This is a genomic window from Flavobacterium sp. MAHUQ-57 (genome assembly GCF_051908335.1).
GTDB lineage: Bacteria > Bacteroidota > Bacteroidia > Flavobacteriales > Flavobacteriaceae > Flavobacterium.
Genome location: NZ_JBPZTE010000006.1, coordinates 732,716 through 754,088 on the forward strand (window position 1 = coordinate 732,716; position 21,373 = coordinate 754,088).

The 21,373-nt window shown below is 34.8% G+C and carries 21 protein-coding genes; 13 read left to right on the forward strand and 8 right to left on the reverse strand.

Annotation, left to right across the window (positions count from 1 at the left end; all coding sequences use genetic code 11):
* The first annotated feature begins 14 nt into the window (after window positions 1–14).
* Both ACS8MM_RS03630 and ACS8MM_RS03635 read left to right on the forward strand, forming a co-directional pair.
* Window positions 15–1,343 carry an aldehyde dehydrogenase gene (locus ACS8MM_RS03630; protein WP_379713126.1) on the forward strand — a complete coding sequence of 443 codons (1,329 nt, stop codon included), beginning with the start codon at window positions 15–17 and terminating at the stop codon, window positions 1,341–1,343.
* Between the two features lie 12 nt (window positions 1,344–1,355).
* Complete coding sequence (locus ACS8MM_RS03635; protein WP_379713128.1) at window positions 1,356–2,105, forward strand: hypothetical protein; 750 nt, start codon at window positions 1,356–1,358, stop codon at window positions 2,103–2,105.
* Between the two features lie 253 nt (window positions 2,106–2,358).
* On the opposite strand, the gene ACS8MM_RS03640 is transcribed toward ACS8MM_RS03635, so the two are convergent.
* Window positions 2,359–3,237 (reverse strand): hypothetical protein, encoded by an 879-nt coding sequence (locus ACS8MM_RS03640; RefSeq protein ID WP_379713130.1) that lies wholly within the window; start codon window positions 3,235–3,237, stop codon window positions 2,359–2,361.
* A gap of 122 nt (window positions 3,238–3,359) precedes the next feature.
* Between ACS8MM_RS03640 and ACS8MM_RS03645 the strand changes: the two genes are divergently transcribed.
* Window positions 3,360–4,394: a formimidoylglutamase gene (locus ACS8MM_RS03645; RefSeq protein ID WP_379714990.1), complete on the forward strand. Its 1,035-nt coding sequence runs from the start codon at window positions 3,360–3,362 to the stop codon at window positions 4,392–4,394.
* A gap of 30 nt (window positions 4,395–4,424) precedes the next feature.
* Window positions 4,425–5,696, forward strand: a complete 1,272-nt coding sequence (locus ACS8MM_RS03650) for a DEAD/DEAH box helicase (protein ID WP_379713132.1) — start codon at window positions 4,425–4,427, stop codon at window positions 5,694–5,696.
* Between the two features lie 283 nt (window positions 5,697–5,979).
* On the opposite strand, the gene pdxH is transcribed toward ACS8MM_RS03650, so the two are convergent.
* Genes pdxH through ACS8MM_RS03670 form a run of 4 tightly spaced genes read right to left on the reverse strand, consistent with a single transcriptional unit; the run spans window position 5,980 to window position 9,390 of the window.
* Window positions 5,980–6,624: a pyridoxamine 5'-phosphate oxidase gene (gene pdxH, locus ACS8MM_RS03655; RefSeq protein WP_379713134.1), complete on the reverse strand. Its 645-nt coding sequence runs from the start codon at window positions 6,622–6,624 to the stop codon at window positions 5,980–5,982.
* Between the two features lie 2 nt (window positions 6,625–6,626).
* On the reverse strand, window positions 6,627–7,298 hold the full coding sequence (locus ACS8MM_RS03660) for an SDR family NAD(P)-dependent oxidoreductase (protein ID WP_379713136.1): 672 nt from the start codon (window positions 7,296–7,298) through the stop codon (window positions 6,627–6,629).
* 11 nt (window positions 7,299–7,309) lie between these two features.
* Window positions 7,310–8,215, reverse strand: a complete 906-nt coding sequence (locus ACS8MM_RS03665; protein WP_379713138.1) for a ribonuclease Z — start codon at window positions 8,213–8,215, stop codon at window positions 7,310–7,312.
* Window positions 8,215–9,390 carry a proline dehydrogenase family protein gene (locus ACS8MM_RS03670; RefSeq protein ID WP_379713140.1) on the reverse strand — a complete coding sequence of 392 codons (1,176 nt, stop codon included), beginning with the start codon at window positions 9,388–9,390 and terminating at the stop codon, window positions 8,215–8,217. Before ACS8MM_RS03670 ends, ACS8MM_RS03665 begins: the two co-directional genes overlap by 1 nt.
* 97 nt (window positions 9,391–9,487) lie before the next feature.
* Here ACS8MM_RS03670 and aroB point away from each other — a divergent pair, with 97 nt between their 5' ends.
* The 4 genes from aroB (at window position 9,488) to ACS8MM_RS03690 (ending at window position 13,662) form a co-directional block, all read left to right on the forward strand.
* Entirely contained in the window at window positions 9,488–10,555 is a 1,068-nt protein-coding gene (gene aroB, locus ACS8MM_RS03675; RefSeq protein ID WP_379713142.1) for a 3-dehydroquinate synthase, read from the forward strand.
* Between the two features lie 287 nt (window positions 10,556–10,842).
* On the forward strand, window positions 10,843–12,243 hold the full coding sequence (locus ACS8MM_RS03680; RefSeq protein ID WP_379713144.1) for an arginine decarboxylase: 1,401 nt from the start codon (window positions 10,843–10,845) through the stop codon (window positions 12,241–12,243).
* Window positions 12,244–12,275: 32 nt separating this feature from the next.
* Window positions 12,276–13,250 (forward strand): deoxyhypusine synthase family protein, encoded by a 975-nt coding sequence (locus tag ACS8MM_RS03685; RefSeq protein ID WP_136668117.1) that lies wholly within the window; start codon window positions 12,276–12,278, stop codon window positions 13,248–13,250.
* A gap of 19 nt (window positions 13,251–13,269) precedes the next feature.
* Complete coding sequence (locus ACS8MM_RS03690) at window positions 13,270–13,662, forward strand: DNA primase (protein ID WP_379713146.1); 393 nt, start codon at window positions 13,270–13,272, stop codon at window positions 13,660–13,662.
* 60 nt (window positions 13,663–13,722) lie between these two features.
* Here ACS8MM_RS03690 and ACS8MM_RS03695 read toward each other — a convergent pair whose 3' ends face one another.
* The 3 genes from ACS8MM_RS03695 to pyrR are packed head-to-tail and all read right to left on the reverse strand — an operon-like array spanning window position 13,723 to window position 15,559.
* Window positions 13,723–14,055 (reverse strand): ribonuclease Z, encoded by a 333-nt coding sequence (locus tag ACS8MM_RS03695; protein WP_379713148.1) that lies wholly within the window; start codon window positions 14,053–14,055, stop codon window positions 13,723–13,725.
* 36 nt (window positions 14,056–14,091) lie between these two features.
* Window positions 14,092–15,021 (reverse strand): aspartate carbamoyltransferase catalytic subunit, encoded by a 930-nt coding sequence (locus ACS8MM_RS03700; RefSeq protein ID WP_379713150.1) that lies wholly within the window; start codon window positions 15,019–15,021, stop codon window positions 14,092–14,094.
* 1 nt (window position 15,022) lies between these two features.
* The gene (gene pyrR / locus ACS8MM_RS03705; RefSeq protein WP_379713152.1) at window positions 15,023–15,559 is read right to left on the reverse strand and encodes a bifunctional pyr operon transcriptional regulator/uracil phosphoribosyltransferase PyrR; all 537 of its coding nucleotides are present in this window, start codon (window positions 15,557–15,559) and stop codon (window positions 15,023–15,025) included.
* A 1,281-nt stretch (window positions 15,560–16,840) separates the two neighbouring features.
* Here pyrR and xerA point away from each other — a divergent pair.
* The 5 genes from xerA to ACS8MM_RS03730 all read left to right on the forward strand — a co-directional run bounded on the left by xerA (window position 16,841) and on the right by ACS8MM_RS03730 (window position 21,323).
* Entirely contained in the window at window positions 16,841–17,881 is a 1,041-nt protein-coding gene (gene xerA / locus ACS8MM_RS03710) for a site-specific tyrosine recombinase/integron integrase (RefSeq protein WP_379713154.1), read from the forward strand.
* A gap of 140 nt (window positions 17,882–18,021) precedes the next feature.
* Window positions 18,022–18,846, forward strand: coding sequence for a hypothetical protein (locus tag ACS8MM_RS03715; protein ID WP_379713156.1), 825 nt, complete (start codon window positions 18,022–18,024; stop codon window positions 18,844–18,846).
* Between the two features lie 157 nt (window positions 18,847–19,003).
* On the forward strand, window positions 19,004–19,921 hold the full coding sequence (locus tag ACS8MM_RS03720; RefSeq protein WP_379713158.1) for a hypothetical protein: 918 nt from the start codon (window positions 19,004–19,006) through the stop codon (window positions 19,919–19,921).
* 174 nt (window positions 19,922–20,095) lie between these two features.
* The gene (locus tag ACS8MM_RS03725; protein WP_379713160.1) at window positions 20,096–20,722 is read left to right on the forward strand and encodes a CatA-like O-acetyltransferase; all 627 of its coding nucleotides are present in this window, start codon (window positions 20,096–20,098) and stop codon (window positions 20,720–20,722) included.
* 163 nt (window positions 20,723–20,885) lie between these two features.
* The gene (locus ACS8MM_RS03730) at window positions 20,886–21,323 is read left to right on the forward strand and encodes a hypothetical protein (protein ID WP_379713162.1); all 438 of its coding nucleotides are present in this window, start codon (window positions 20,886–20,888) and stop codon (window positions 21,321–21,323) included.
* Window positions 21,324–21,373 lie beyond the last annotated feature (50 nt).

Here is a 21,373-nt window from a genome sequence, read left to right on the forward strand (position 1 = left end):
AAAAATATTCTTTTATGAGAACTATTCCTTCTGTTTCTGAAAGAAAAGAAGCATTGAAAAAGCTGCTTAACAATGTCATCATCCATGAAGAAGAAATTCTGGATGCTTTGCACAAAGACTTCAGAAAACCGCGATTTGAGAGTGTCATTTCGGAAACGGCTTATGTTATTTCCGATATTAAAAATACCATCAAAAACTTAAACTCTTGGGCTAAACCGAAACGGGTTCTACCTTCGATACTCAATTTTCCATCATCGGATTATATTTACACCGAACCCTACGGTAAAGTGCTAATTATTGCTCCGTGGAATTATCCTTTTCAATTGGCAATAGCGCCATTAGTTGCTGCAATAGCCGCTGGAAACAGTGTCACATTAAAACCATCGGAACTTACTCCATACACATCGGCATTGGTTTCTAAAATTGTGAGAGAATCATTCGATGTAAGGCAAGCATTAGTGGTTACTGGTGATTATACGATTGCACAGGATTTGTTACAAAAGCGCTGGGATTATATCTTCTTCACCGGAAGTGTTCCTGTAGGCAAAATTGTAGCCAAAGCTGCCGCAGAACATCTTACACCGGTTACATTGGAACTGGGAGGAAAAAACCCTTGCATTATTGATGAAACCGCAAACCTACCATTAGCAGCTAAAAGAATTGTTTGGGGTAAGTTATTCAATGGAGGACAAACCTGTATTGCTCCCGATTATCTTTTAGTACATTACCGAATCAAACAACGACTGATTCATCATATTATCAAAGAAATTGAAAGCGCTTTGGGAGAAAACCCTGAAGAATCGGAAGATTTAGCAAGAATTGTTAATTTGAAGAACTGGCGTAGACAAGTAAGTTTGATTGAAAACCAGAATATAATTTATGGCGGTCAAAGTAACGAAGAAACATTATACCTGGCTCCTACACTTGTTGACGAACCTTTCTTGGAAAGTGCACTGATGCAAGAAGAAATTTTCGGTCCAATCTTACCGATACGTTCGTATGAGCGTAAAGAAGATATTGCTAAAACTGTCGCACAATACGAAAAACCTTTATCATTATATATCTTCTCGGAAAATAAAGCTTTCATAAAAGAAGTCTTGGAAAAATATGCTTTTGGAGGTGGTTGTGTCAATGACACCTTAATTCATTTTGCCAATAAACGATTGCCGTTTGGTGGTGTTGGGCATTCAGGAATTGGAGCGTATCATGGTAAATTGGGATTTGATACCTTTTCTCATAAAAAATCAGTGATTAAAAAACCCAACTGGATTGATATTCCGCTTCGTTATGCACCATATCAAGGAAAACTAAAAATGATCAAACGAATTTTAAACTGGATATAATTAAAAACAACTATGAGTGAATTTGAAGACTTTGAAAAATTTGAACGAAACCCTAATAAAGCACTTGATATTGGTGTTGCAATCAATGATGCATTTGAAATTTATAAAAAAATAGCACTTCCAGGCGGTATTGCATTACTAATTATTATGATGGTAGTTTTTGTCGTTCTTTTTACTGGAATTGGTTTTTTTGTTGATCTAGAAACGTTATCTGAAGAAATGAAAAATTTTAAACCTGAAAATATATCTTTACAAACTAATTTGATGTATTCGGGTGTACTTACATTGATTACAGCATTAGTGAGTCCGTTCATTGCCGGAATATTAAAAATGGCTCATGATGCAGATCATAATGAAGAAGTAAAAATAAGTTCAATTGGGTATTATGTAAATTCTTCACGTTTTGTACCTATTGTATTAACAGTTTCGGTACTAACTTTAGTAAATTCTTTAATCTCAAATTTCTTAACTTATGGTTTTCCAGTAATAGGAAACAAAATAGCTATTCTCATTACTTTTCCAATAGGTATCTTAACATTTATAGCTTTACCATTAGTATTATTTAATGAGTGTAACTTTTTGAAAGCCATTCAAGACAGTATACGATTAACTGCTCCTAAATTCTTTATTGTATTGGTTTTATTAGTAATAGTTTATATACTTTCGCTAGTTGGATTGATTGCGTTTTGTATTGGTCTGGTATTTACAATGCCGATAATATATGCTATGCAATATGTCATCTATAAAAGTTTAGCAGAATAAAAAATCCCTCTCATTTACTTGAGAGGGATTTTTTTCTAACCCATATTAATATTCACATTACTATATCTTGAAATCAAATATTTACTTCATTAATACAGTACAAAAATAACATTTTATTTTAGTATTGTTATAAAAATATCGACACAAAACCTATAAATCTGTCAAACATCTGATTTCTCATTACTTTCTTACAAACAAAGGGCTGCTTAGAAATAAGCAGCCCTTTGTTTGTGAGTTATGTTATTGTATCGTACTATCGCAATACAAAACTTGATTTCGATACCAATTCTGTTTTATCAAATATATATACGAAATAATTGCCTTCAGAAATATCACTTACTGGTAAATCTTTTTCAACTTTAACTGTTTTATTTTCATACTTCACAGTACTTATAAAACTATACGTTAATGCTTTCTCTCCAAACATTTCAGTTTTCTTATCTCCTAAAACATTATTCTTAGCATCAATTATTTGAACATAATAGGTTTTGTCACCAGACTTGGCAATTTGATTTTCTGCAATCATAAAGCTTACTTTCAAAACGTCTGCTCTACTCGCTTTATCTGTTGCAATTTGTTTACCTGAACTTTTCTGTTTAACAGCAGTAGTCTGTAAGTTCAATACTGATAACTTAGCTCCTTTTTCAATTGTTTTTGTCAAATAGTCATTACGAGAAACTAGCGTATCATTGGCTTTTCTGGAATCATTCAACACTACATTCGTACTGTCTATTTTAGTATTCAGTTTCGTATTTTCTTTCTTAAGTACATCGACCTCTTTCATTAGAGCGGCGATTCGGCTATTCAATTTAGCAGCTTCAGTTTTATATCTAGCTATTGCTCCAGCATCACCCTTCGATCTTTCTACTTCAGCCATTAATTGCTGCACTTTATCTCTTTCCGCAATTAATTCTTCTGATAGTGTTGTATTTGAAGCAATGGCATCATCAAGCGCGGTTTTTGAAGTTTGCAAATCTTTTAGAACATCTGCTTTCTCTGTTTCTAAAAGGGCAATAGTATTCGTATTATCTGTACTTAATTTGTACATGTAAGCTAAGCTTCCCATTAATAATAATGCCAAAATAGCTATAATGGCTTTTAAGCCCGAGTTGCTACTTTTTGGTTTTTCCATGATTAAAGTTTTGGTTTTTGGATTGTTATAACGTGCTAATTTATATTTTTTATTTAAGATATCAAATAATAACGCAAGTTTACATAAAAATAGTATTTTTGGAACACAAGATTATAACATCAATGGAGAATTTAATTCGGTTTAAGCAATCAGATTTAGCAAAAATTACCAATTTCAGAAACGGTGAAGTCAAGTTTGGGGAGAAAATGTTTGTGGTTCCCAAAGACGAAAATGTAGCTGAATTCATGACGAATTGCGAAGCGAAATTTGTACTTCTGGGGATTCCGGAAGATGTAGGAATTCGTGCCAATTTGGGAAGACCTGGAGCACAAACTGCATGGAAAAGTGCAGTTGCAAGTATCGCTAACATCCAACATAATAAATTTTGCAAAGGAAGTTCCATCTTAATATTAGGGCATGTTGACACTTCACAAGAAATGGATGCAGCCGAGAATCTAAACGAAAACGATCCTGAAGACCGAAAAAAATTATTCAAAATAGTAGAACAAATTGACAAAGAAGTTTCACATATCATTTTCAATATTGTAAAAGCTGGTAAAATTCCAATTATCATTGGTGGCGGACACAATAATGCCTATGGAAACATCAAGGGAACTGCTTTGGCCAAAGGGAAACCCATCAACGCAGTTAATTTTGACCCACATTCCGATTTCAGAATTTTGGAAGGCAGACATAGTGGTAATGGTTTTTCCTATGCTTATGACGAAGGGTTTCTTAAAAATTATTATATCTTCGGATTACACGAAAGTTATTCTTCTAAAAGTGTAATAGAGAACTTAAAAAGCCTAAAAGATAGGGTTCGCTACAATACCTATGATGAAATTAAAATCAGACAACAGAAAACATTTACACAAGAGTTGTATCAAGCATTGGATTTCATCAAACAAGACACATTCGGAATTGAAATCGACCTAGATGCCATTCCCGGTATTGCTTCTAGTGCAATGACACTGAGTGGTTTTTCTGTAGAAGAATTACGGCAGTTCATTCATTATTTTGGCTCACATAAAAACGCATCGTATTTACATATTTGTGAAGGAGCACCTAGTTTAGGCGAAGAAAAAAACAATCATTTAATTGGTAAACTTATTGGATACTTAGTAACCGATTTCATTAAGGCGCATTCGGGTAACTAATTTAGATTATCTTTGCATAAATTTTTTTATATGCAGTTCCAAGATTTATCTATTTCCAAAAGTGTTTTACTCGCCGTTACTGAAGAAGGCTACACCACTCCCACTCCTATTCAACAAAAAGCCATTCCGGTTATCCTAGACGGCAATGATTTGGTGGGTTGTGCACAAACTGGAACGGGTAAAACTGCAGCCTTTGCCATTCCTATTTTAAGTCATTTACATCCTATTGTAAGTAAAGCTAGTAAAGGAAAAAAAATCAGAACTCTTGTCGTTACTCCTACTCGTGAATTAGCGATTCAAATAGGTGAAGCTTTTGCGACCTATGGAAAATATATTAATACTACACAATTAACAATTTTTGGAGGAGTATCACAAGTACCACAAGTGGATCAACTCAGAAAAGGAATAGACATCTTAGTAACTACTCCAGGTAGATTGCTCGATTTACATAAACAAGGATTTGTAGATTTGACTCACTTACATCATTTGGTTTTAGACGAAGCGGATCAAATGTTTGATATGGGATTTATTAATGATGTTAAGAAGATAATCAAACTCACTCCTGCTGACCGTCAGACATTATTATTTTCTGCAACAATGCCGCTAGCCATTAGAGAATTAGCGGAACAATTTTTAACTAATCCTGAAACCGTTCAGGTAACCCCAGTATCTTCAACAACAGAAATGGTACGTCAGCAAATTTATTTTGTTGATAAACCGGAAAAGAAACAATTACTGCTGCATTTATTGCAAACGGAAGATTTGAAAAATGTTTTGGTATTTTCTAGAACAAAACACGGTGCAGATAATATTGCTAAATCATTACAGAAAAATAATTTCAAAGCAGAAGCCATTCACGGTGACAAATCCCAAAGTGCCCGTCAAAGAGTTTTAAATGCTTTTAAAGATAAGGAAATTGATATTTTAGTGGCTACTGATGTGGCTGCTCGTGGTATTGATATCGAATTATTGCCTTTTGTCATTAATTTTGATTTACCCAATATTCCGGAAACTTATGTTCACCGAATTGGAAGAACTGGTCGTGCCGGTAATAGCGGACTTTCTATTTCATTTTGTTCCAAAGATGAAGAAGTCTATTGGAAAGACATTCTTAAATTAACCAGAGCTAATGTAAAAACAATGGAGGATCATCCTTTTCCATGGAAAGGAACTCCGAAGAAAGACAAAAACGACACATCAGAAAAGCAGCAAACTACTTCAAATAAAAGAAGTGGAAAAGCAAAGCCGAAAAGTTCAAGAAAGTCAGATAACGCAAAGAAGAATAAAAAGCGTTGGTACTAAAATAGAAAAAGTGCCATAGTTTGGGGAACCTTTGGCACTTTAACAATCAAATAAACAAACTAAAAAACTAACTATTTTAATCACAAATCAGATTTGTGAGTCGTTTTAAAAGTATTTTATCTCTAAACTACTTTTGGTAAGGTTCTGACATTCAGAACTCTTTGGTATCAAACTTGTTTTTGAACCTTTTTGATGAGACAATATTACAGAGTTTTCGATTAAGTGCAAAATAAAATCGATGAAATGCATAATTTTTAACATAATTTAACACTTTTCCTACAATTTAGGATGATAATCGATCTATTTTCCATGTAAAATCATCCTGCAATTGGTATCGAATTCGATCATGCAATCGATTTGGGCGACCTTGCCAAAATTCGATTTCTTGAGGTTCAATAAGATAGCCACCCCAATTTTTAGGTCTTGGTATTTCTTTTCCAGTAAATTCTTGTTCCAATTGTTTTAATTTGTCATCCAAAAAATCTCTTGACGGAATTACTTCACTCTGATTCGAAGCAATAGCACCCAATTTACTTCCATCAGGTCGAGATTCAAAATACCCATCCGATAGATTATCAGCGACTTTCTTCGCTTTTCCCTTTATAATTACCTGACGCTCCATCGAATGCCAGAAAAATGACAAACATACATTAGGGTTAGCTTCAATTGCTTTTCCTTTTTCAGAATTATAATTGGTATAGAAAATAAACCCTTCATAAGTGTATTGTTTTAGAAGTACAATCCTTGATTTAGGAAAACCGTCTAATCCAATAGTTGAAACGGTCATGGCATTTACTTCATCCACTCCTCCAAAATCTTCAACTTCATGAAACCACTTATTGAACAAATTAATCGGATCTTCAGGAATAGTAGATTCCAAGAGTTCACTTTTTTCGTATGATTTTCTATAATTACTTAAATCTTCCATTGTTACCAGTTTAATTCCATTTGATTATCGGCTGCCCAAAACGTTCCCGTAGGTAAATCTTTTTGATACAATTCGAAAATTCCATTAGCTGAAAATTCGGGAGTTATATCAGCTTCCTGACCACCCATATCCGTTTTTACCCATCCAGGGTGAATAGAAAGCACTTTAATGTTTCTCTCCTGAAGTCTTGCCGAAAGTGTTTTTGTGTACATATTTAGAGCCGATTTCGACATTCTATAAGCGGTAGCATTGGGAATAATTTTTTCACGGTTTAACATTCCCATAACCGAAGAAATATTAAATATAGTACCATTATCATTGATCAGATCCAAACACGCTTCGGTAAAGTTGAGCAATCCAAAAACATTGGTTTCAAAAGTAGCTTTAACAACATCAATCTCCGGTTGGTATTTATCCAAATCCAAACCTACACCAGCGTTATTGATTAAGAAATCAATAGAGCCAAATTGCTCTTTCAGGGATGAAACAAGATTAGCAACAGCTGTTGACGAAGTAATTTCTAATGCAAATACAGAAAGATTCGGATGATTTACCGTTTCGATTTTACCACATCTTGAAGTTGCAAGAACTTGAAACCCTTCAGACAAAAATCGATTCACCAAAGCTAGTCCAACACCTCTATTTCCTCCTGTTATTAAGACTTTCTTTTGCATAATTATTGGATTTAAAATTCAAAATAAGCGCCGTCGTCTCCTAGTATGGTATTTTTAAAAACCGACTGTGCTTCCTCTTTAAACAATTCAATAGAATCGTAACGAGTAGAATAATGGCCTAAAACTAACTGTCCAACATTTGCTTTCAAAGCTATACGTGCGGCTTCTTTGGCTGTAGAATGCATTGTTTTTTCAGCTAAATGTTCTTCTGAATCCAAAAAAGTTGCTTCATGATATAAAACATCTACATCTTTAATAATAGGAATAATACTTTCGGAGTACATCGTATCAGAACAGAAAGCATAACTCTTAGGTTCAGGTGGATCGAAGGTTAACACCTCATTAGGGATTACCCTACCATCGTCCAAAGTAATATCTTTTCCATTTTTGATATTTTGATAATAGCACGTTTCGATCTCGAATTCTTGTACCTTATCAATATTCAGTTTTCTTTCTTTTCTTTTTTCCTTAAATAAGAATCCGTTTGTATAAACTCTGTGTTTTAAAGGAATTGTTGTCACCGTTACCTTATCATCTTCAAAAATAAGCTCTGATTCTGTTGAAGAAAGCTCAACAAAATTCAGTTCATATTGTGGCCATGAATTGGATAATTTCAGTTGCAGTTTGATAATTTCCTTAATACCCACCGGACCAAAAATGGTCAACGGATTATTTCGGCTCAATAAATTAAAAGTAGACACCAAACCGATTAGTCCATACAAATGATCTCCATGCAAATGCGATATAAAAATATGGTTGATTGCAGAAAATTTAACCTTATTCTTGCGCAACTGTACCTGAGTTCCTTCACCACAATCAATTAAAAACAATCGATTATTGATTTCTAATACCTGCGAAGTTGGATTTGTAAATGTTCTTGGTGTAGCAGCGTAACAACCTAAAATGGTTAAGTTCATTATTTTTTACCCTTTCTTCTGTCTCTTTCGTTTTTAATTAAAGTCAATTCGCGACTGGTTTGTCCTGCCACTGAAGTATTTTCTTCGGCACGACGAATCAAATAAGGCATTACATCCTTAACAGGACCAAAAGGCAAGTATTTAGCCACATTGTATCCTTCAGCCGCAAGGTTGAAACTGATGTTATCACTCATTCCGTACAATTGTCCGAACCAAACTCTAAAATCATTTTTAGCAATTCCTTTATGCGCCATCAACTCCATTAATTTATACGAGCTATCTTCATTATGTGTTCCTGCAAAAATGGCCATAGTATCTATGTTCTCCATCATATAAGCAACAGCATCATCAAAATTATAATCGGTTGCCTGTTTAGAAGGACAAATTGGTGATTTGTATCCTTTTTCTTCTGCCCTTTTGTTTTCTTTTTCCATGTAAGCTCCGCGAACCAATTTCATACCAATATGAAACCCTTCTTCCTGAGCCTGAGCGTGCAATTTTTTCAGATAATCCAAACGATCCCAACGGTACATTTGTAATGTATTGTAAACGATTGCTTTGTTCTTATTGTATTTGCGCATCATATCAGCTACTAAATCATCGGCTGCGTCTTGCATCCAACTTTCTTCACCATCAATCAATAATGCAATATCATTTTCGTGAGCTGCTTTACATACTTTATCAAAACGTTCCACTACTCTATTCCATTCGGTTTGCTCTACTTCGTTCAAAGTTTGACCTTCACCTAACTTTTCATACAATTCAAAACGTCCGAAACCCGTTGGTTTAAATACCGCAAAGGGAATTGCTTTTTTTTCTTTGGCGAAATTGATAATCTTTAATGTTTTATTCATGGCATCATCAAAAGCCGACTCGTCTTCTTTCCCTTCTACTGAATAATCCAAAACCGAAGAAACACCACCAACACTGTACATTTTATCTACTACCGGAATACAATCGTCTTCCGAAACACCTCCACAAAAATGATCAAATACCGTTGCACGAATTAATCCTTCCACTGGTAAATGCGCTTTTAAAGCAAAATTTGTAACTGCGGTTCCTATCTTTACTAAAGGTTCGGAATCAATTAATTTAAAAAGGAAATAAGCTCTTTCTAGTTCGGTATCACTTTTAAGCGAAAATGCATTTTGTGTGTTGTTAAAAATTTTGTCCATAGTTAAATGATAATGTTATGCAAATATAAGACACCACGCTATTTTATTATACAATTTTTACTTTATTTTGTGCAACATTTTAATACTCCTTTGTGAAATGAAATCAATTAATGCCAACGGTTACGAAATTCACTTTAACCAAGAAAGTTACAGTTATTTAAACGCTTATTTAAAAGAAAACCATTTTTCTAAAATCTTCTTCTTGGTTGATGAGAATACTAATGAATATTGTATACCCAAGATTTTACCATTAATTGAAACCGAAACACCTTTTGAAATCATAGAGCTTGAAGCTGGTGAAGAAAACAAGACGATAGAAACTTGTACTCAAATTTGGAATGTTTTAATCGAATTAGGTGCCGACAGAAAGAGTTTGTTCATCAATATTGGCGGCGGAGTAATTACTGATATGGGAGGATTTATTGCGTCAACCTATAAAAGAGGAATTCCTTTCGTTAATATTCCGACTACGTTGTTAGCGATGGTAGATGCTTCTGTAGGCGGCAAAAACGGAGTGGATTTAGGCGGATTGAAAAATCAAATTGGTACCATTACCAATCCGGCGATGATTCTTATTGATTCTTCCTTTCTGGAAACTCTTCCACAAAGAGAAATGCGTTCCGGATTAGCCGAAATGCTAAAACATGGTTTGATTGCTAAAGCTTCGCACTGGGAAAAATTCAGTAAATTGGAAGAAATTCAATTTGATGAATTCGACGAATTGATCCGAGAATCGGTTACCATTAAAAATGATATTGTAACGCAGGATCCAACAGAAAATGGCATCCGCAAAGCTTTAAACTTCGGACACACATTGGGACACGGCATTGAAACGTATTTCTTGGAAGATCCCGAAAGAGAAACGTTACTTCATGGCGAGGCCATTGCGGCAGGTATGATTATGGAAAGTTATATAGCTTTAGAAAAAGGATTAATTTCAGTAGAGGAATATTCAAAAATTAAAGCCAAATTAAATCAAATTTACACTCCTATTGTTATTGATGAAAATGATGAAAATGAAATCATCGATTTGCTGATTCACGACAAGAAAAATGAGTACGGAAAAGTACAATTTGCCCTTTTAGATGGAATTGGAAGTGTAAAAATCAACCAAACCACTGATAACGAAACAATTAAAAAAGCGTTTGAAAACTACAAAATATAACGTTTTTTTGTTTTTTTGTTTTCGAATACGAAATTTAATTTTTTAAATTTGCCCGCATGTTTAGACACAATAAATGGAGAACAAATTTTACCTTTCAGGAAAACATTCTTGAAAGGAGAAATGTTGTTTTACAAATTGTGACAATTATTAAATGGGAAGCCAACCGGCTTTTTGCTACAAATCAGAAAATTTACAGCGAGTTAGAGATAGAATTTGCAAATATTAGAGTTTGAAAAATTTTGTGTTAGATTTTTTATTAATTTTAATTACAAATTACTGATAGCTAAATGAATACAAAATATTTCGATTTAATTAATCAAACATTCTATTTCCCACAGGAAGAATTTACTTTAAACAAAGACCATTTACAATTTCATGGTATCGATTTAATGAAGTTAGTTGAAGAATATGGAACTCCATTAAAATTCACCTACTTGCCTAAAATTTCCGAAAATATCAATAAAGCCAAAATGTGGTTTCGTAATGCTATGGAAAAGCAAGGGTACGAAGCTAAATACTTTTATTGCTACTGCACCAAAAGTTCGCATTTTGAATTTATTCTAAATGAAGCATTGAAGAACAATATTCATATTGAAACTTCTTCGGCATTTGACATCAACATAGTTGAAAAACTAATGGAAGATGGAAAGATCAACAAAAATACATTTGTAGTTTGTAATGGATTTAAACGCGGCGCTTATGTTACCAACATTGCTCGTTTAATCAATAACGGACACAAAAACACCATACCCGTTATTGACAATTTTGAAGAATTGGATTTACTTCAAGAACAAATTGATGGTAAATTTAAAATCGGTATTCGAATTGCAGCTGAGGAAGATCCTAAATTTGAATTTTATACTTCGCGTTTAGGAATTGGATACAAGGATATTGTTCCTTTCTACAGAAAAAACATTCAGGACAACAAAAAAGTTGAGCTGAAAATGCTTCACTTCTTTATTAATGCCGGAATTCGTGATACTGCTTACTATTGGAATGAGTTATTAAAATGTATGAAGGTATACATCAACCTTAAAAAGGAATGTCCTTCATTAGACAGTTTGAATATTGGTGGTGGTTTCCCTATCAAAAATTCATTGGCTTTTGATTACGATTACCAATATATGGTGGAAGAAATTCTAAATCAGATCAAGATTGCTTGTGATGAAGCTGAAGTTCCCGTACCACATATCTTTACCGAATTCGGTTCCTATACCGTAGGTGAAGCTGGAGGAGCTATTTTCCAGGTTTTGTACCAAAAGAAACAAAATGATCGTGAAAACTGGAATATGATTGATTCGTCTTTCATTACCACGCTTCCTGATACATGGGCCATTAACAAACGATTTGTAATGTTGGCGGTCAATCGTTGGAATGATACTTACGAAAGGGTACTCTTGGGTGGATTAACTTGTGATGGTGACGATTACTACAACTCGGAACAGCACATGAATGCCATTTATCTTCCAAAGTACAATAAAGAAAAACCTTTGTATATTGGTTTCTTCAATACAGGTGCATATCAGGAAACTATTGGAGGTCATGGCGGATTACACCACTGTATTTTACCACAACCGAGGCATGTCCTGATTGATAAAGATAAAAACGGAATTTTTGCTCACGAAGTTTTCTCTGAGGAACAAAGTGCAGAACAAATTCTAGAAATTTTAGGATACAACAAAAAATAATAACTTGCTGCTTCAAGCAAAAAACAAACAAAATGAGCAAAGGACCTATTAGTCAATTTATTGAAAAACACTACCTTCATTTCAACGCTGCTGCTTTAGTAGATGCAGCAAAAGGTTATGAAGAACATTTATTGGACAACGGTAAAATGATGATTACTTTGGCTGGCGCAATGAGTACTGCCGAGTTAGGAAAATCATTAGCTGAAATGATTCGTCAGGACAAAGTACACATCATCTCTTGTACAGGTGCCAACCTAGAAGAAGATATTATGAACTTAGTTGCTCATAATTCGTACAAAAGAGTACCTAACTATCGTGATTTGTCTCCTCAGGAAGAATGGGATTTATTGGAAAACCATTACAACCGTGTAACGGATACTTGTATTCCTGAAGAAGAAGCTTTCCGTCGTTTGCAACAACATTTATTCAATATCTGGAATAATGCTGATTCAAAGGGTGAAAGATATTTCCCGCATGAATTCATGTACCAAATGATTAACTCGGGTGTATTGGAACAATACTATGAAATTGACCCTAAGGATTCATGGATGGTCGCTGCGGCAGAGAAAAACTTACCAATTGTAGTTCCTGGATGGGAAGACAGTACAATGGGTAACATTTTCGCTTCGTACTGTATCAAAGGAGAATTCAAAGCAACTACTATGAAAAGTGGTGTAGAATACATGATGTGGTTAGCAGATTGGTACAAAGATAATTGTTCAGGAAAAGGAATCGGATTCTTCCAAATTGGTGGTGGAATCGCTGGTGACTTCCCTATTTGTGTTGTACCGATGTTATATCAAGATATGGAAATGCATGATGTACCGTTTTGGGCATATTTCTGTCAGATCTCTGATTCTACGACAAGTTACGGTTCTTACTCGGGAGCAGTTCCAAACGAGAAAATCACTTGGGGTAAATTAGACATTACTACTCCAAAATTTATTGTAGAATCTGATGCAACTATCGTTGCACCTCTTATATTTGCATACGTATTAGGTCAATAAAATAGAATACCCCATTTTTATGAAAAGAGTTATCGTTGATTATTCAAAATTAACAAGTGAGATTTTAAATCTATTAGTAGAAAAATTTCCTGACGGTTATGATGATTCAGACATCGTTCGATTTAAAAATGCTAAAAACGAATCGATTGAGGCTGTTGAAGTCCGTACCGAAGACACAATATATCTGGTAAAAGTAAGTACAAAACTTGCTGACAGAATCGAAAATTATGACGAAGATGAAGAATTAGAAGGAGGAGATGATTCATTGGACGCATTGAAAGAATTAGAAATCGAAGATGGTGCCGATGATGACGATGATGATGACAAAGATGCTGCTGACGTTGACGACGACGATGAGGATTCTGATGACAATGACATCGCAGACGATTATTCTGATGACGAAGAAGACTAAGAATAAAGAATAAAAAAAGGAACTCAATGAGTTCCTTTTTTATTTTATACTGTTTTGAAATTAAAAACCTAAGTCTCTTTCTATTTCTTCCATTTCGATTAAATCATGTGCTTCTAAGACTGTCGGTACTACATGTAGTGATTGTGGCACATCGTTAAAATCAATTCCTTCGGCAACAATTACAAAGGATTTCTTTTCTTTTTTAAACTTTTTGGCTAAATCCACGAAGCTTTTGATTGCTTTGATATCCACCGATTCGTCGTGTGAAATATCCAAGATAATATTATTCTCTTTATAAGTATTGAACTGATCGGTAACTTTTTGTAGAAAAACACTCGAGTTACCTTCTGTATCTTTAATAATAGTGGTATGTCCTTTGTGATCGACTTTCATTTATTTTAGTTTATTTTGGTATATCAAAAATAAGACTTATTGTTTAATTTTCGAAGCCAATAAGTAAATAACTGCCATTCGAACCGCTACTCCGTTTTCCACCTGTTCTAAAATAACCGATTGCTTGGAGTCGGCTACATCGCTGGTGATTTCCACACCGCGGTTGATGGGGCCAGGATGCATGATTACAATCTCCTTATTCAACGAATCCAGCAATTGTTTATCGACACCATACTGCATGGCATATTCTCTCGTAGAAGGGAAATAACTAATATCCAGACGTTCGTTTTGTACACGAAGCATATTGGCCACATCACACCATTCCAAAGCTTTTCTCAGATTCGGTTCCACCTGAACACCCAATTCATTGATGTATTTCGGGATTAAAGTCTTCGGTCCGCACACTTTCACTTCGGCGCCTAACTTCTGTAAAGAATAAATATTAGATAACGCCACACGGCTATGTAGAATATCACCAACAATCACGACCTTCTTCCCTGCTACATCGCCTAATTTTTCTCTAATGGTATAAGCATCCAATAGTGCTTGGGTTGGATGTTCGTGCGCACCATCTCCTGCATTAACAATACTTGCATTCACGTTCTTTGACAGGAAAACCGCAGCTCCCGGAGAAGAGTGTCGCATCACAACCATATCCACCTTCATGGACAGAATGTTGTTGACCGTATCGATTAATGTTTCTCCTTTGGTTACCGACGAGCTTGATGCGGCAAAATTGACCACATCGGCCGAAAGTCGTTTTTGGGCCAATTCAAAAGATAGTTTGGTACGGGTACTGTTTTCGAAAAAGATGTTGGCAATGGTAATATCTCGTAGTGAAGGTACTTTTTTGATGGGACGGTTGATGACTTCCTTAAAATGATCGGCAGTATTAAAAATCAATTGAATGTCCTCTTCTGTAATGTATTTGATTCCTAATAAATGATTTACGCTTAATTCCTGCATCTTATTTTGTTATTAATTCTACTGCGTCTTCTCCGGAAGTTTCCTTCCACTTTACCACTACTTTTTCGTTGTTGATGGCATCTACCTGACGGCCACGGTAATCGGGCTGTATGGGTAAATGGCGACTGAATCGTCTATCGACAAGTACGAGTAGTTCTACTTCACTTGGTCTACCGAACGATTGAATGGCAGAAAGCGCAGCATTGATGCTTCTTCCAGTGTACAATACGTCATCGATAAAGATTACCTTTTTGTTTTCGACTAAGAAATCGATTTGGGTTTTGTTGGCTTCCAGCGTTTCTCCTCTTCTGAAATCGTCTCTGAAGAAGGTAATGTCCAAGAATCCTAGGGCAATGTTACTGACTTGGTATTCGGTTTCCAAAATGCTTTTTAAACGATTGGCCAATTGTGTGCCACGAGGCTGAATGCCTATAAGAACCGTGTTTTTGAAATCGAGGTGATTTTCTATTAATTGACAGGCCAAACGGTGAAGTATGATGTCTACTTCTGTTGCGGTGAGCAAAGTTTTTTGACTCATTGTAGTTAGTTGTGTTTGGAGTGTAAAATTAAGGAATTTTTATTTTCTTTTTTGTCTTGATACAAAAAAATCTCGTCTAGGGCCGAGACACGGCAAAAAAAGGTCAAGACTGCCTATTCTAATCCTAAAAACTACCTCAGTACTGCGCTGCGTGACCCGAACCGCTCGTCGTGTGTTCTTTTCTTTTGTCTTGACACAAAAGAAACAAAAGGTCAAGGCTTCGATTCTCGGCGGTCCAATTTCATTTCGAATCCTAAAAGAAAAGAACTCGCCTTCTAGGCTCAAACAGCTTTTCTTTTGACGGATTCTTCAATGATTGGAACCTCGCCTGCGAATCTGAGGCCGAAGGGATAACGTAATAGGAATCTAAAAACAAACTATTTTTCATGTTCTTTTCTTTTGCCTTGACATCTCGTCTGATGACGAGACAGGCAAAAATCTCGTCTAGGGACGAGACACGGCAAAGGTCAAGACTGCATAGTCTACTCCTAAAAACTAACTCAGTACTGCGTTTCGTGACCCGAACCGCTCGTCGTTCCTCCTCGGCTACGCGGATCACTATCACTTCGTACTTTCGTTGTTTTTTACGGAGTATGCTATGAGGTCTTCTTGGGGATTGTGGTTTGGGAGTGATGGGAGTTAAAAAGTAGAGTACGGAAACCATAACTTATCGTGCATTTGATACTATTGAGCGTGCGGATAAAATAATTTATCGTGCGGATGGTAATTGTAAGCGTGCGGATGACATAATGTATCGTGCGTTTGGTAATTGTAAGCGTACGGATGCCATAATGTATCGTGCGTTTGATAATTGTAAGCGTGCGGATGACATAATGTATCGTGCGGATGGTAATGGTAAGCGTGCGGATGCCATAATGTATCGTGCGTTTGATAATTGTAAGCGTGCGGATGACATAATGTATCGTGCGGATGGTAATGGTAAGCGTGCGGATGTAATTATGTATCGTGCGTTTGATGATTGTAAGCGTGCGGAGGGAATAATTTACTGTGCGTTTGAAAATTGTAAGTGTGTGGATGTATTAATTTACCGTGTACTAACAACTATTCAAAGAAAGGCATAAAAAAACCTTGCAACAGAGGAAAAAATTGAAATTTGGATTGTTGGATTATTGGATTGTTGGATTGAAAGATTTTTGACTTTAGTGTGGCTTCGAGAACCTCAGCCACCGATGATGCTTCGACAGGCTCAGTAACCGCCGCTGACAGGGTTGGGAATTCGGTATAAAATTCTTATATTCACGTTTTTATAAGCCCGACAAAATGAAATGGAATGCACGCCTGATACGACACCACGGAGAAATTCGGATTGCTGTTATTTTTGAGAAAAACAAAGAACTGATTGCCCGAATCAAGCAATTTGAAGGTTCAAAATGGAGCCAAACCCTACAGTTATGGCATGTTCCCGATACTGAAGCCAACAGAATCCGATTTAAATTAAAAACAATACAAGAGTCTATGCCTTCTGAAGAAGGTATTTTAGCGATTGAAAATTTTTCCAGACATTTAAAATCGAAGCGATACAGTCAGAATACCATAAAATCCTATTGTGATGCGTTGAAATCATTTTTGGTATTCTACAGGGAAAAGCCGGTAAAAGACATCACGAATGAGGATGTTATACGCTACAACAACGATTATATCATAAAGCACCGGCTTTCGTCATCTTATCAAAACCAGATTGTTAATGCGATTAAGTTATTTTTTAGGATTGTAAATGAAAAAGCGATCCATCCTGATTTGATTCATCGTCCGAAACGCGAAAAGAAACTTCCCAATGTTTTGAGTAAAGAAGAGGTGAAATTGCTTTTGGAATCCACCTCCAATTTAAAGCACAAAACCATGCTGAGTTTGCTTTATGCCTGCGGATTACGAAGAAGCGAATTGCTGAACCTAAAGCTTACGGATATAGATTCGAAGCGGAATATTCTGACTATCCGACAATCGAAAGGAAAAAAAGACCGGATTACACCACTTTCCGTCAAGATTATAGCACTGTTGCGGATGTATTATCAATTGCACAAACCAAAACAATGGTTGTTTGAAGGTATTGAGCACAAGCAATACTCCGAACAGAGTTTGCAAAGTGTTATGAAACAAGCGCTTTACCGATCAAAAATTAAGAAACCGGTTAGTTTGCATTGGCTTCGCCACAGTTATGCCACGCATTTATTAGAAAGCGGTACCGATATCCGTTACATACAGGAGTTACTAGGGCATAGCAGCAGTAAAACCACCGAGATCTATACGCATGTGAGTACGCATAGTTTACAACAAATTAAAAGTCCGTTTGATAATTTATGAAATGTAGTATATTTGAATACGTATTGTACTAACTGTACCTATCCTGCCCTTTTGGAAGGATATGTATGATAAAACAATACATATAAACAAGTTGTGCGTCATTTTACCGAAAGAAACTAGAGAGAAACTTAGAGCCCAAAATGAATAAAATACTATTCCTAATTTTAATAGTTTGCGGTCAGTTTTCATTGGCGCAAAATCCTGAAGACATAGATAAAATAAAATTTTCTTATTCCATTGGTGGGTCTTCTTGGGGAAATAATGGTATTTATTCAAGAAACGAAATATTTGAATTAGCCAAAAAAGAAAATGGAGACTTTAAGTTTATAAGTCATCTAAAAGTTAATGATGAAGTAAGAAACAAAAAATCCACTAAAGATACGGTTGTAATTAAAATTGAAAAATATCCAATAATTACGAAAAATGAAATTCAAAATTTATTGAGAGAATTGAACACTAATAGAGACAACTATACTGAAGAATTCATAAAGCAAAATTTTACAAAGCCATCACGAAACGAAATTCTAAAAATCGCCAAAAAATGTGATCAAAAAGATTACTTCAAAAACGATTATGACGAAAAAGAAGATATTCAAAAAAAATATTCTCAGATTCAGGAATATAAATATTTTGATGAATTTATAAGAATTGACAAACCTGATATAGAAAATTTTGAATTGACATTTGACGCTTGGAATAGTTTAGGAATAGTAACTTTTTCAAATGAAAAAACTATAGTTTATAACAGTCAATATTTTAAAAATTGTGGACAACCAATTTCTATCCAGGATATTAATATAAAAGATAGTCTTGGCAAACAAATAATCAATTTAAACATAAATCTAATCATCCAGAAAATATTACCTAAAAGCTCCGAAATAAGCAAAGTAGTAGATTTGAATAGCATAAAATTAAAGTACATAAACTGGTATATGAAAAACAAAACATCTGAATTTAAATATTAAAACGTCGCACAACAGCGGTTTGGCGCAATAGCTAGTTACTTTTCAACCTGACGTATTTCTTTACGAAAAACTTTTATCTTTAACAGAAATAAATCGTTCCGCATTGCCGCTACTGCGCCAAGCCACAGAACGTTAGCAGCAAGCTATTAAACCACTTATGAGAAATTTATTCCTTTTAATTATCCTCTCTTTCTCTTACAATAGCATTTTTGCTACCACATATCCTATAACACCAAGACCTTTGCGAAAATTAGTCATTGAAAGTGACGCTGCAATAGTTGGAAAGGTTATAAGTGTAACTGACAAGGTTTACGAAGGAAAGAAAAAAAAGAATGTATATTATCCATCGTATAAAGTTGCAAAAATTGCTGTTGTTGAAATTCTACAAGGCGAAATGAAAGACAATACAATCGAGATTCTCTTTGAACCAAATATGATTTGTCCATCTTCTGACATGTATTATGAGAATACTTCAGTTATAGCATTTTTAGATATAAGAAATGGAAAATACAGTACTCATGCTCTGTCATATGGTTCAAAAACTCTTGATTCAATTGGAATCTCAATTTACAAAACAAGAATAAGTGAAATTCAGAAAATATTAAAAATTACTGATTCAATTTCTAAACGAACTGAAACAATTGAATGGCTGGTAAAATGCGCTGAAAAAGAAGCAACGAGTTGGGAAGGAGTTTTTGAGTTGATGGACTACAAAGAATTTTCAAACAGTTTAAATAATAATTTTTCTAGAGATTTGAATAAGGAACAAAAAATCAGGTTAAAAACAGCTTTTTTAAATTCGCTTAAACAGCCATTTTACGATTTTAATTTATCAGATTTGATATATGAAGAAAACAAATCAGAAATTGATTCTATCCTATTAGAAAGATTAAAAAACCTATCTGAAGAAGATTACTATTATGCGGCTGATTACATAGACAGACTTAAATATAAGAATACTTCTGAAGAAATGAAAATTCTCTTAAAAAGATATTATGAAATTCGATTTGAAGAAAAAGATGTTTCTGAGAGAAATAAAATCGTAGTTAGATTTATAGCCTCAATTGACAAATAGCCAGCTGCTAACAGCCGTTTGGCGCAATGGCTGGTTTAGTTTTCCTTAGCTGGAAATTACTAAGTTGAAATTTTACTTATCTTTAGAACAAATTATTTAAAAAGTCGCCACTGACGCCAAGCGGCGGCACGTTGGCGGTAATTCTACAACCCATATTTAAAATAGAAAACCTACATGAAAGAAATCAACATAGAAAGATGGAACCGAAAAGAACATTTTGAATTCTTTTCGAAAATGGCAAGCCCATATTTTGGAATTATTACAGAGTTAGATTGTAGCAATGCTTATAAAAAAACTCAAGAAAATAGACAATCGTTTTTTTCATATTATCTACACAAATCCATGATTGCGGTAAATTCAGTCGAAGAGTTGAAATTAAGAATCGTAGAAAATAAGGTAATATCATTTGACAAAATAAACGCAGGCTTTACTGTCGGAAGACAAGACGGAACATTCGGTTTTGCATTTGCGAATTTTTATGAGGATTTTGAAACTTTTAATGCTGAAGTACAAGAAGAAATTAAAGCTGTACAGAACTCAATTGGATTACGTTTAAATGAAGATGATGTAAAGAAAGACCTGATTCGTCATTCAACAATTCCTTGGACTTCATTTTCAGGACTTTTACATCCAACAAATTTTGACAGAACGGAGTCTGTCCCAAAAATAACATTTGGGAAATTTAGTATTCGAGAAGGGAAAAAGTTTTTACCTGTATCAATTGAAGCTCATCACGGATTAGTTGATGGTTTTCATTTTGCAAAATACTTAGAAGAATTTCAAACGCAACTTAACAAATGATAAGAACTACCGCCAACAACGGTTTCACGCAATGGCGAGAGCTGTTTATGCCGGTTGCCGATTTTCCGCTGGAAAATCTTATATTAGCAGAAACAAATCAGTCACGAAATCCGCCACTTCGTGAAGCCGGCGGGACGTTAGCAGCAAGTTTTAAACCCTCGTTATGAAAGAACAACATTATAAATTTCTAGCAATAACTTTTTCTGTCATAATCATTTGGATTCTGTTTGGATTATTTGATTCTTATGATGAGCATAATGCTTACTTCAGTCCGTGGTCATTGTATTTCTATTTAGGTGGAAGTATGATTGTTGGAATAATTATTTCAATCATTGTGTTAGCATTGAGATTAATCTTTTTTAGAAAAGAAAAGTATAGAAATAATTTCTTTTATGTGTTTTGCGGTTATCTGAATTTGACAATTTCAATTATTTGGTTTGTAAGTTTGCTGACAAGGATATTAACTATAGATTACAACTTAACAGAATATGGAATACCAAGTTTTTGTTTAGCAATTATTATTTTGACAGACTTATATTTTCCAAGAAAAGTGACAAAAGAAGCCGAAAAACCTGCTGCTAACAACGGTTTTGCGCAATAGCTCCTATCCTATCCGCCGGAATCCTAGCAGATTCCTGAAAATCCTGCTTC

Bases quoted from the DNA above. Each gene is read 5' to 3' on its own strand.
- ACS8MM_RS03725 (WP_379713160.1), top strand. From the start codon at position 20,096: ATGAAAGAAATCAACATAGAAAGATGGAACCGAAAAGAACATTTTGAA.
- ACS8MM_RS03645 (WP_379714990.1), top strand. From the start codon at position 3,360: ATGGAGAATTTAATTCGGTTTAAGCAATCAGATTTAGCAAAAATTACC.
- ACS8MM_RS03695 (WP_379713148.1), bottom strand. From the start codon at position 14,055: ATGAAAGTCGATCACAAAGGACATACCACTATTATTAAAGATACAGAA.
- ACS8MM_RS03685 (WP_136668117.1), top strand. From the start codon at position 12,276: ATGAGCAAAGGACCTATTAGTCAATTTATTGAAAAACACTACCTTCAT.
- ACS8MM_RS03700 (WP_379713150.1), bottom strand. From the start codon at position 15,021: ATGCAGGAATTAAGCGTAAATCATTTATTAGGAATCAAATACATTACA.
- ACS8MM_RS03630 (WP_379713126.1), top strand. From the start codon at position 15: ATGAGAACTATTCCTTCTGTTTCTGAAAGAAAAGAAGCATTGAAAAAG.
- ACS8MM_RS03720 (WP_379713158.1), top strand. From the start codon at position 19,004: ATGAGAAATTTATTCCTTTTAATTATCCTCTCTTTCTCTTACAATAGC.
- xerA (WP_379713154.1), top strand. From the start codon at position 16,841: ATGAAATGGAATGCACGCCTGATACGACACCACGGAGAAATTCGGATT.
- pdxH (WP_379713134.1), bottom strand. From the start codon at position 6,624: ATGGAAGATTTAAGTAATTATAGAAAATCATACGAAAAAAGTGAACTC.
- ACS8MM_RS03670 (WP_379713140.1), bottom strand. From the start codon at position 9,390: ATGGACAAAATTTTTAACAACACACAAAATGCATTTTCGCTTAAAAGT.
- aroB (WP_379713142.1), top strand. From the start codon at position 9,488: ATGAAATCAATTAATGCCAACGGTTACGAAATTCACTTTAACCAAGAA.
- ACS8MM_RS03690 (WP_379713146.1), top strand. From the start codon at position 13,270: ATGAAAAGAGTTATCGTTGATTATTCAAAATTAACAAGTGAGATTTTA.
- ACS8MM_RS03715 (WP_379713156.1), top strand. From the start codon at position 18,022: ATGAATAAAATACTATTCCTAATTTTAATAGTTTGCGGTCAGTTTTCA.
- ACS8MM_RS03640 (WP_379713130.1), bottom strand. From the start codon at position 3,237: ATGGAAAAACCAAAAAGTAGCAACTCGGGCTTAAAAGCCATTATAGCT.
- ACS8MM_RS03660 (WP_379713136.1), bottom strand. From the start codon at position 7,298: ATGCAAAAGAAAGTCTTAATAACAGGAGGAAATAGAGGTGTTGGACTA.
- pyrR (WP_379713152.1), bottom strand. From the start codon at position 15,559: ATGAGTCAAAAAACTTTGCTCACCGCAACAGAAGTAGACATCATACTT.
- ACS8MM_RS03650 (WP_379713132.1), top strand. From the start codon at position 4,425: ATGCAGTTCCAAGATTTATCTATTTCCAAAAGTGTTTTACTCGCCGTT.
- ACS8MM_RS03635 (WP_379713128.1), top strand. From the start codon at position 1,356: ATGAGTGAATTTGAAGACTTTGAAAAATTTGAACGAAACCCTAATAAA.
- ACS8MM_RS03730 (WP_379713162.1), top strand. From the start codon at position 20,886: ATGAAAGAACAACATTATAAATTTCTAGCAATAACTTTTTCTGTCATA.
- ACS8MM_RS03665 (WP_379713138.1), bottom strand. From the start codon at position 8,215: ATGAACTTAACCATTTTAGGTTGTTACGCTGCTACACCAAGAACATTT.
- ACS8MM_RS03680 (WP_379713144.1), top strand. From the start codon at position 10,843: ATGAATACAAAATATTTCGATTTAATTAATCAAACATTCTATTTCCCA.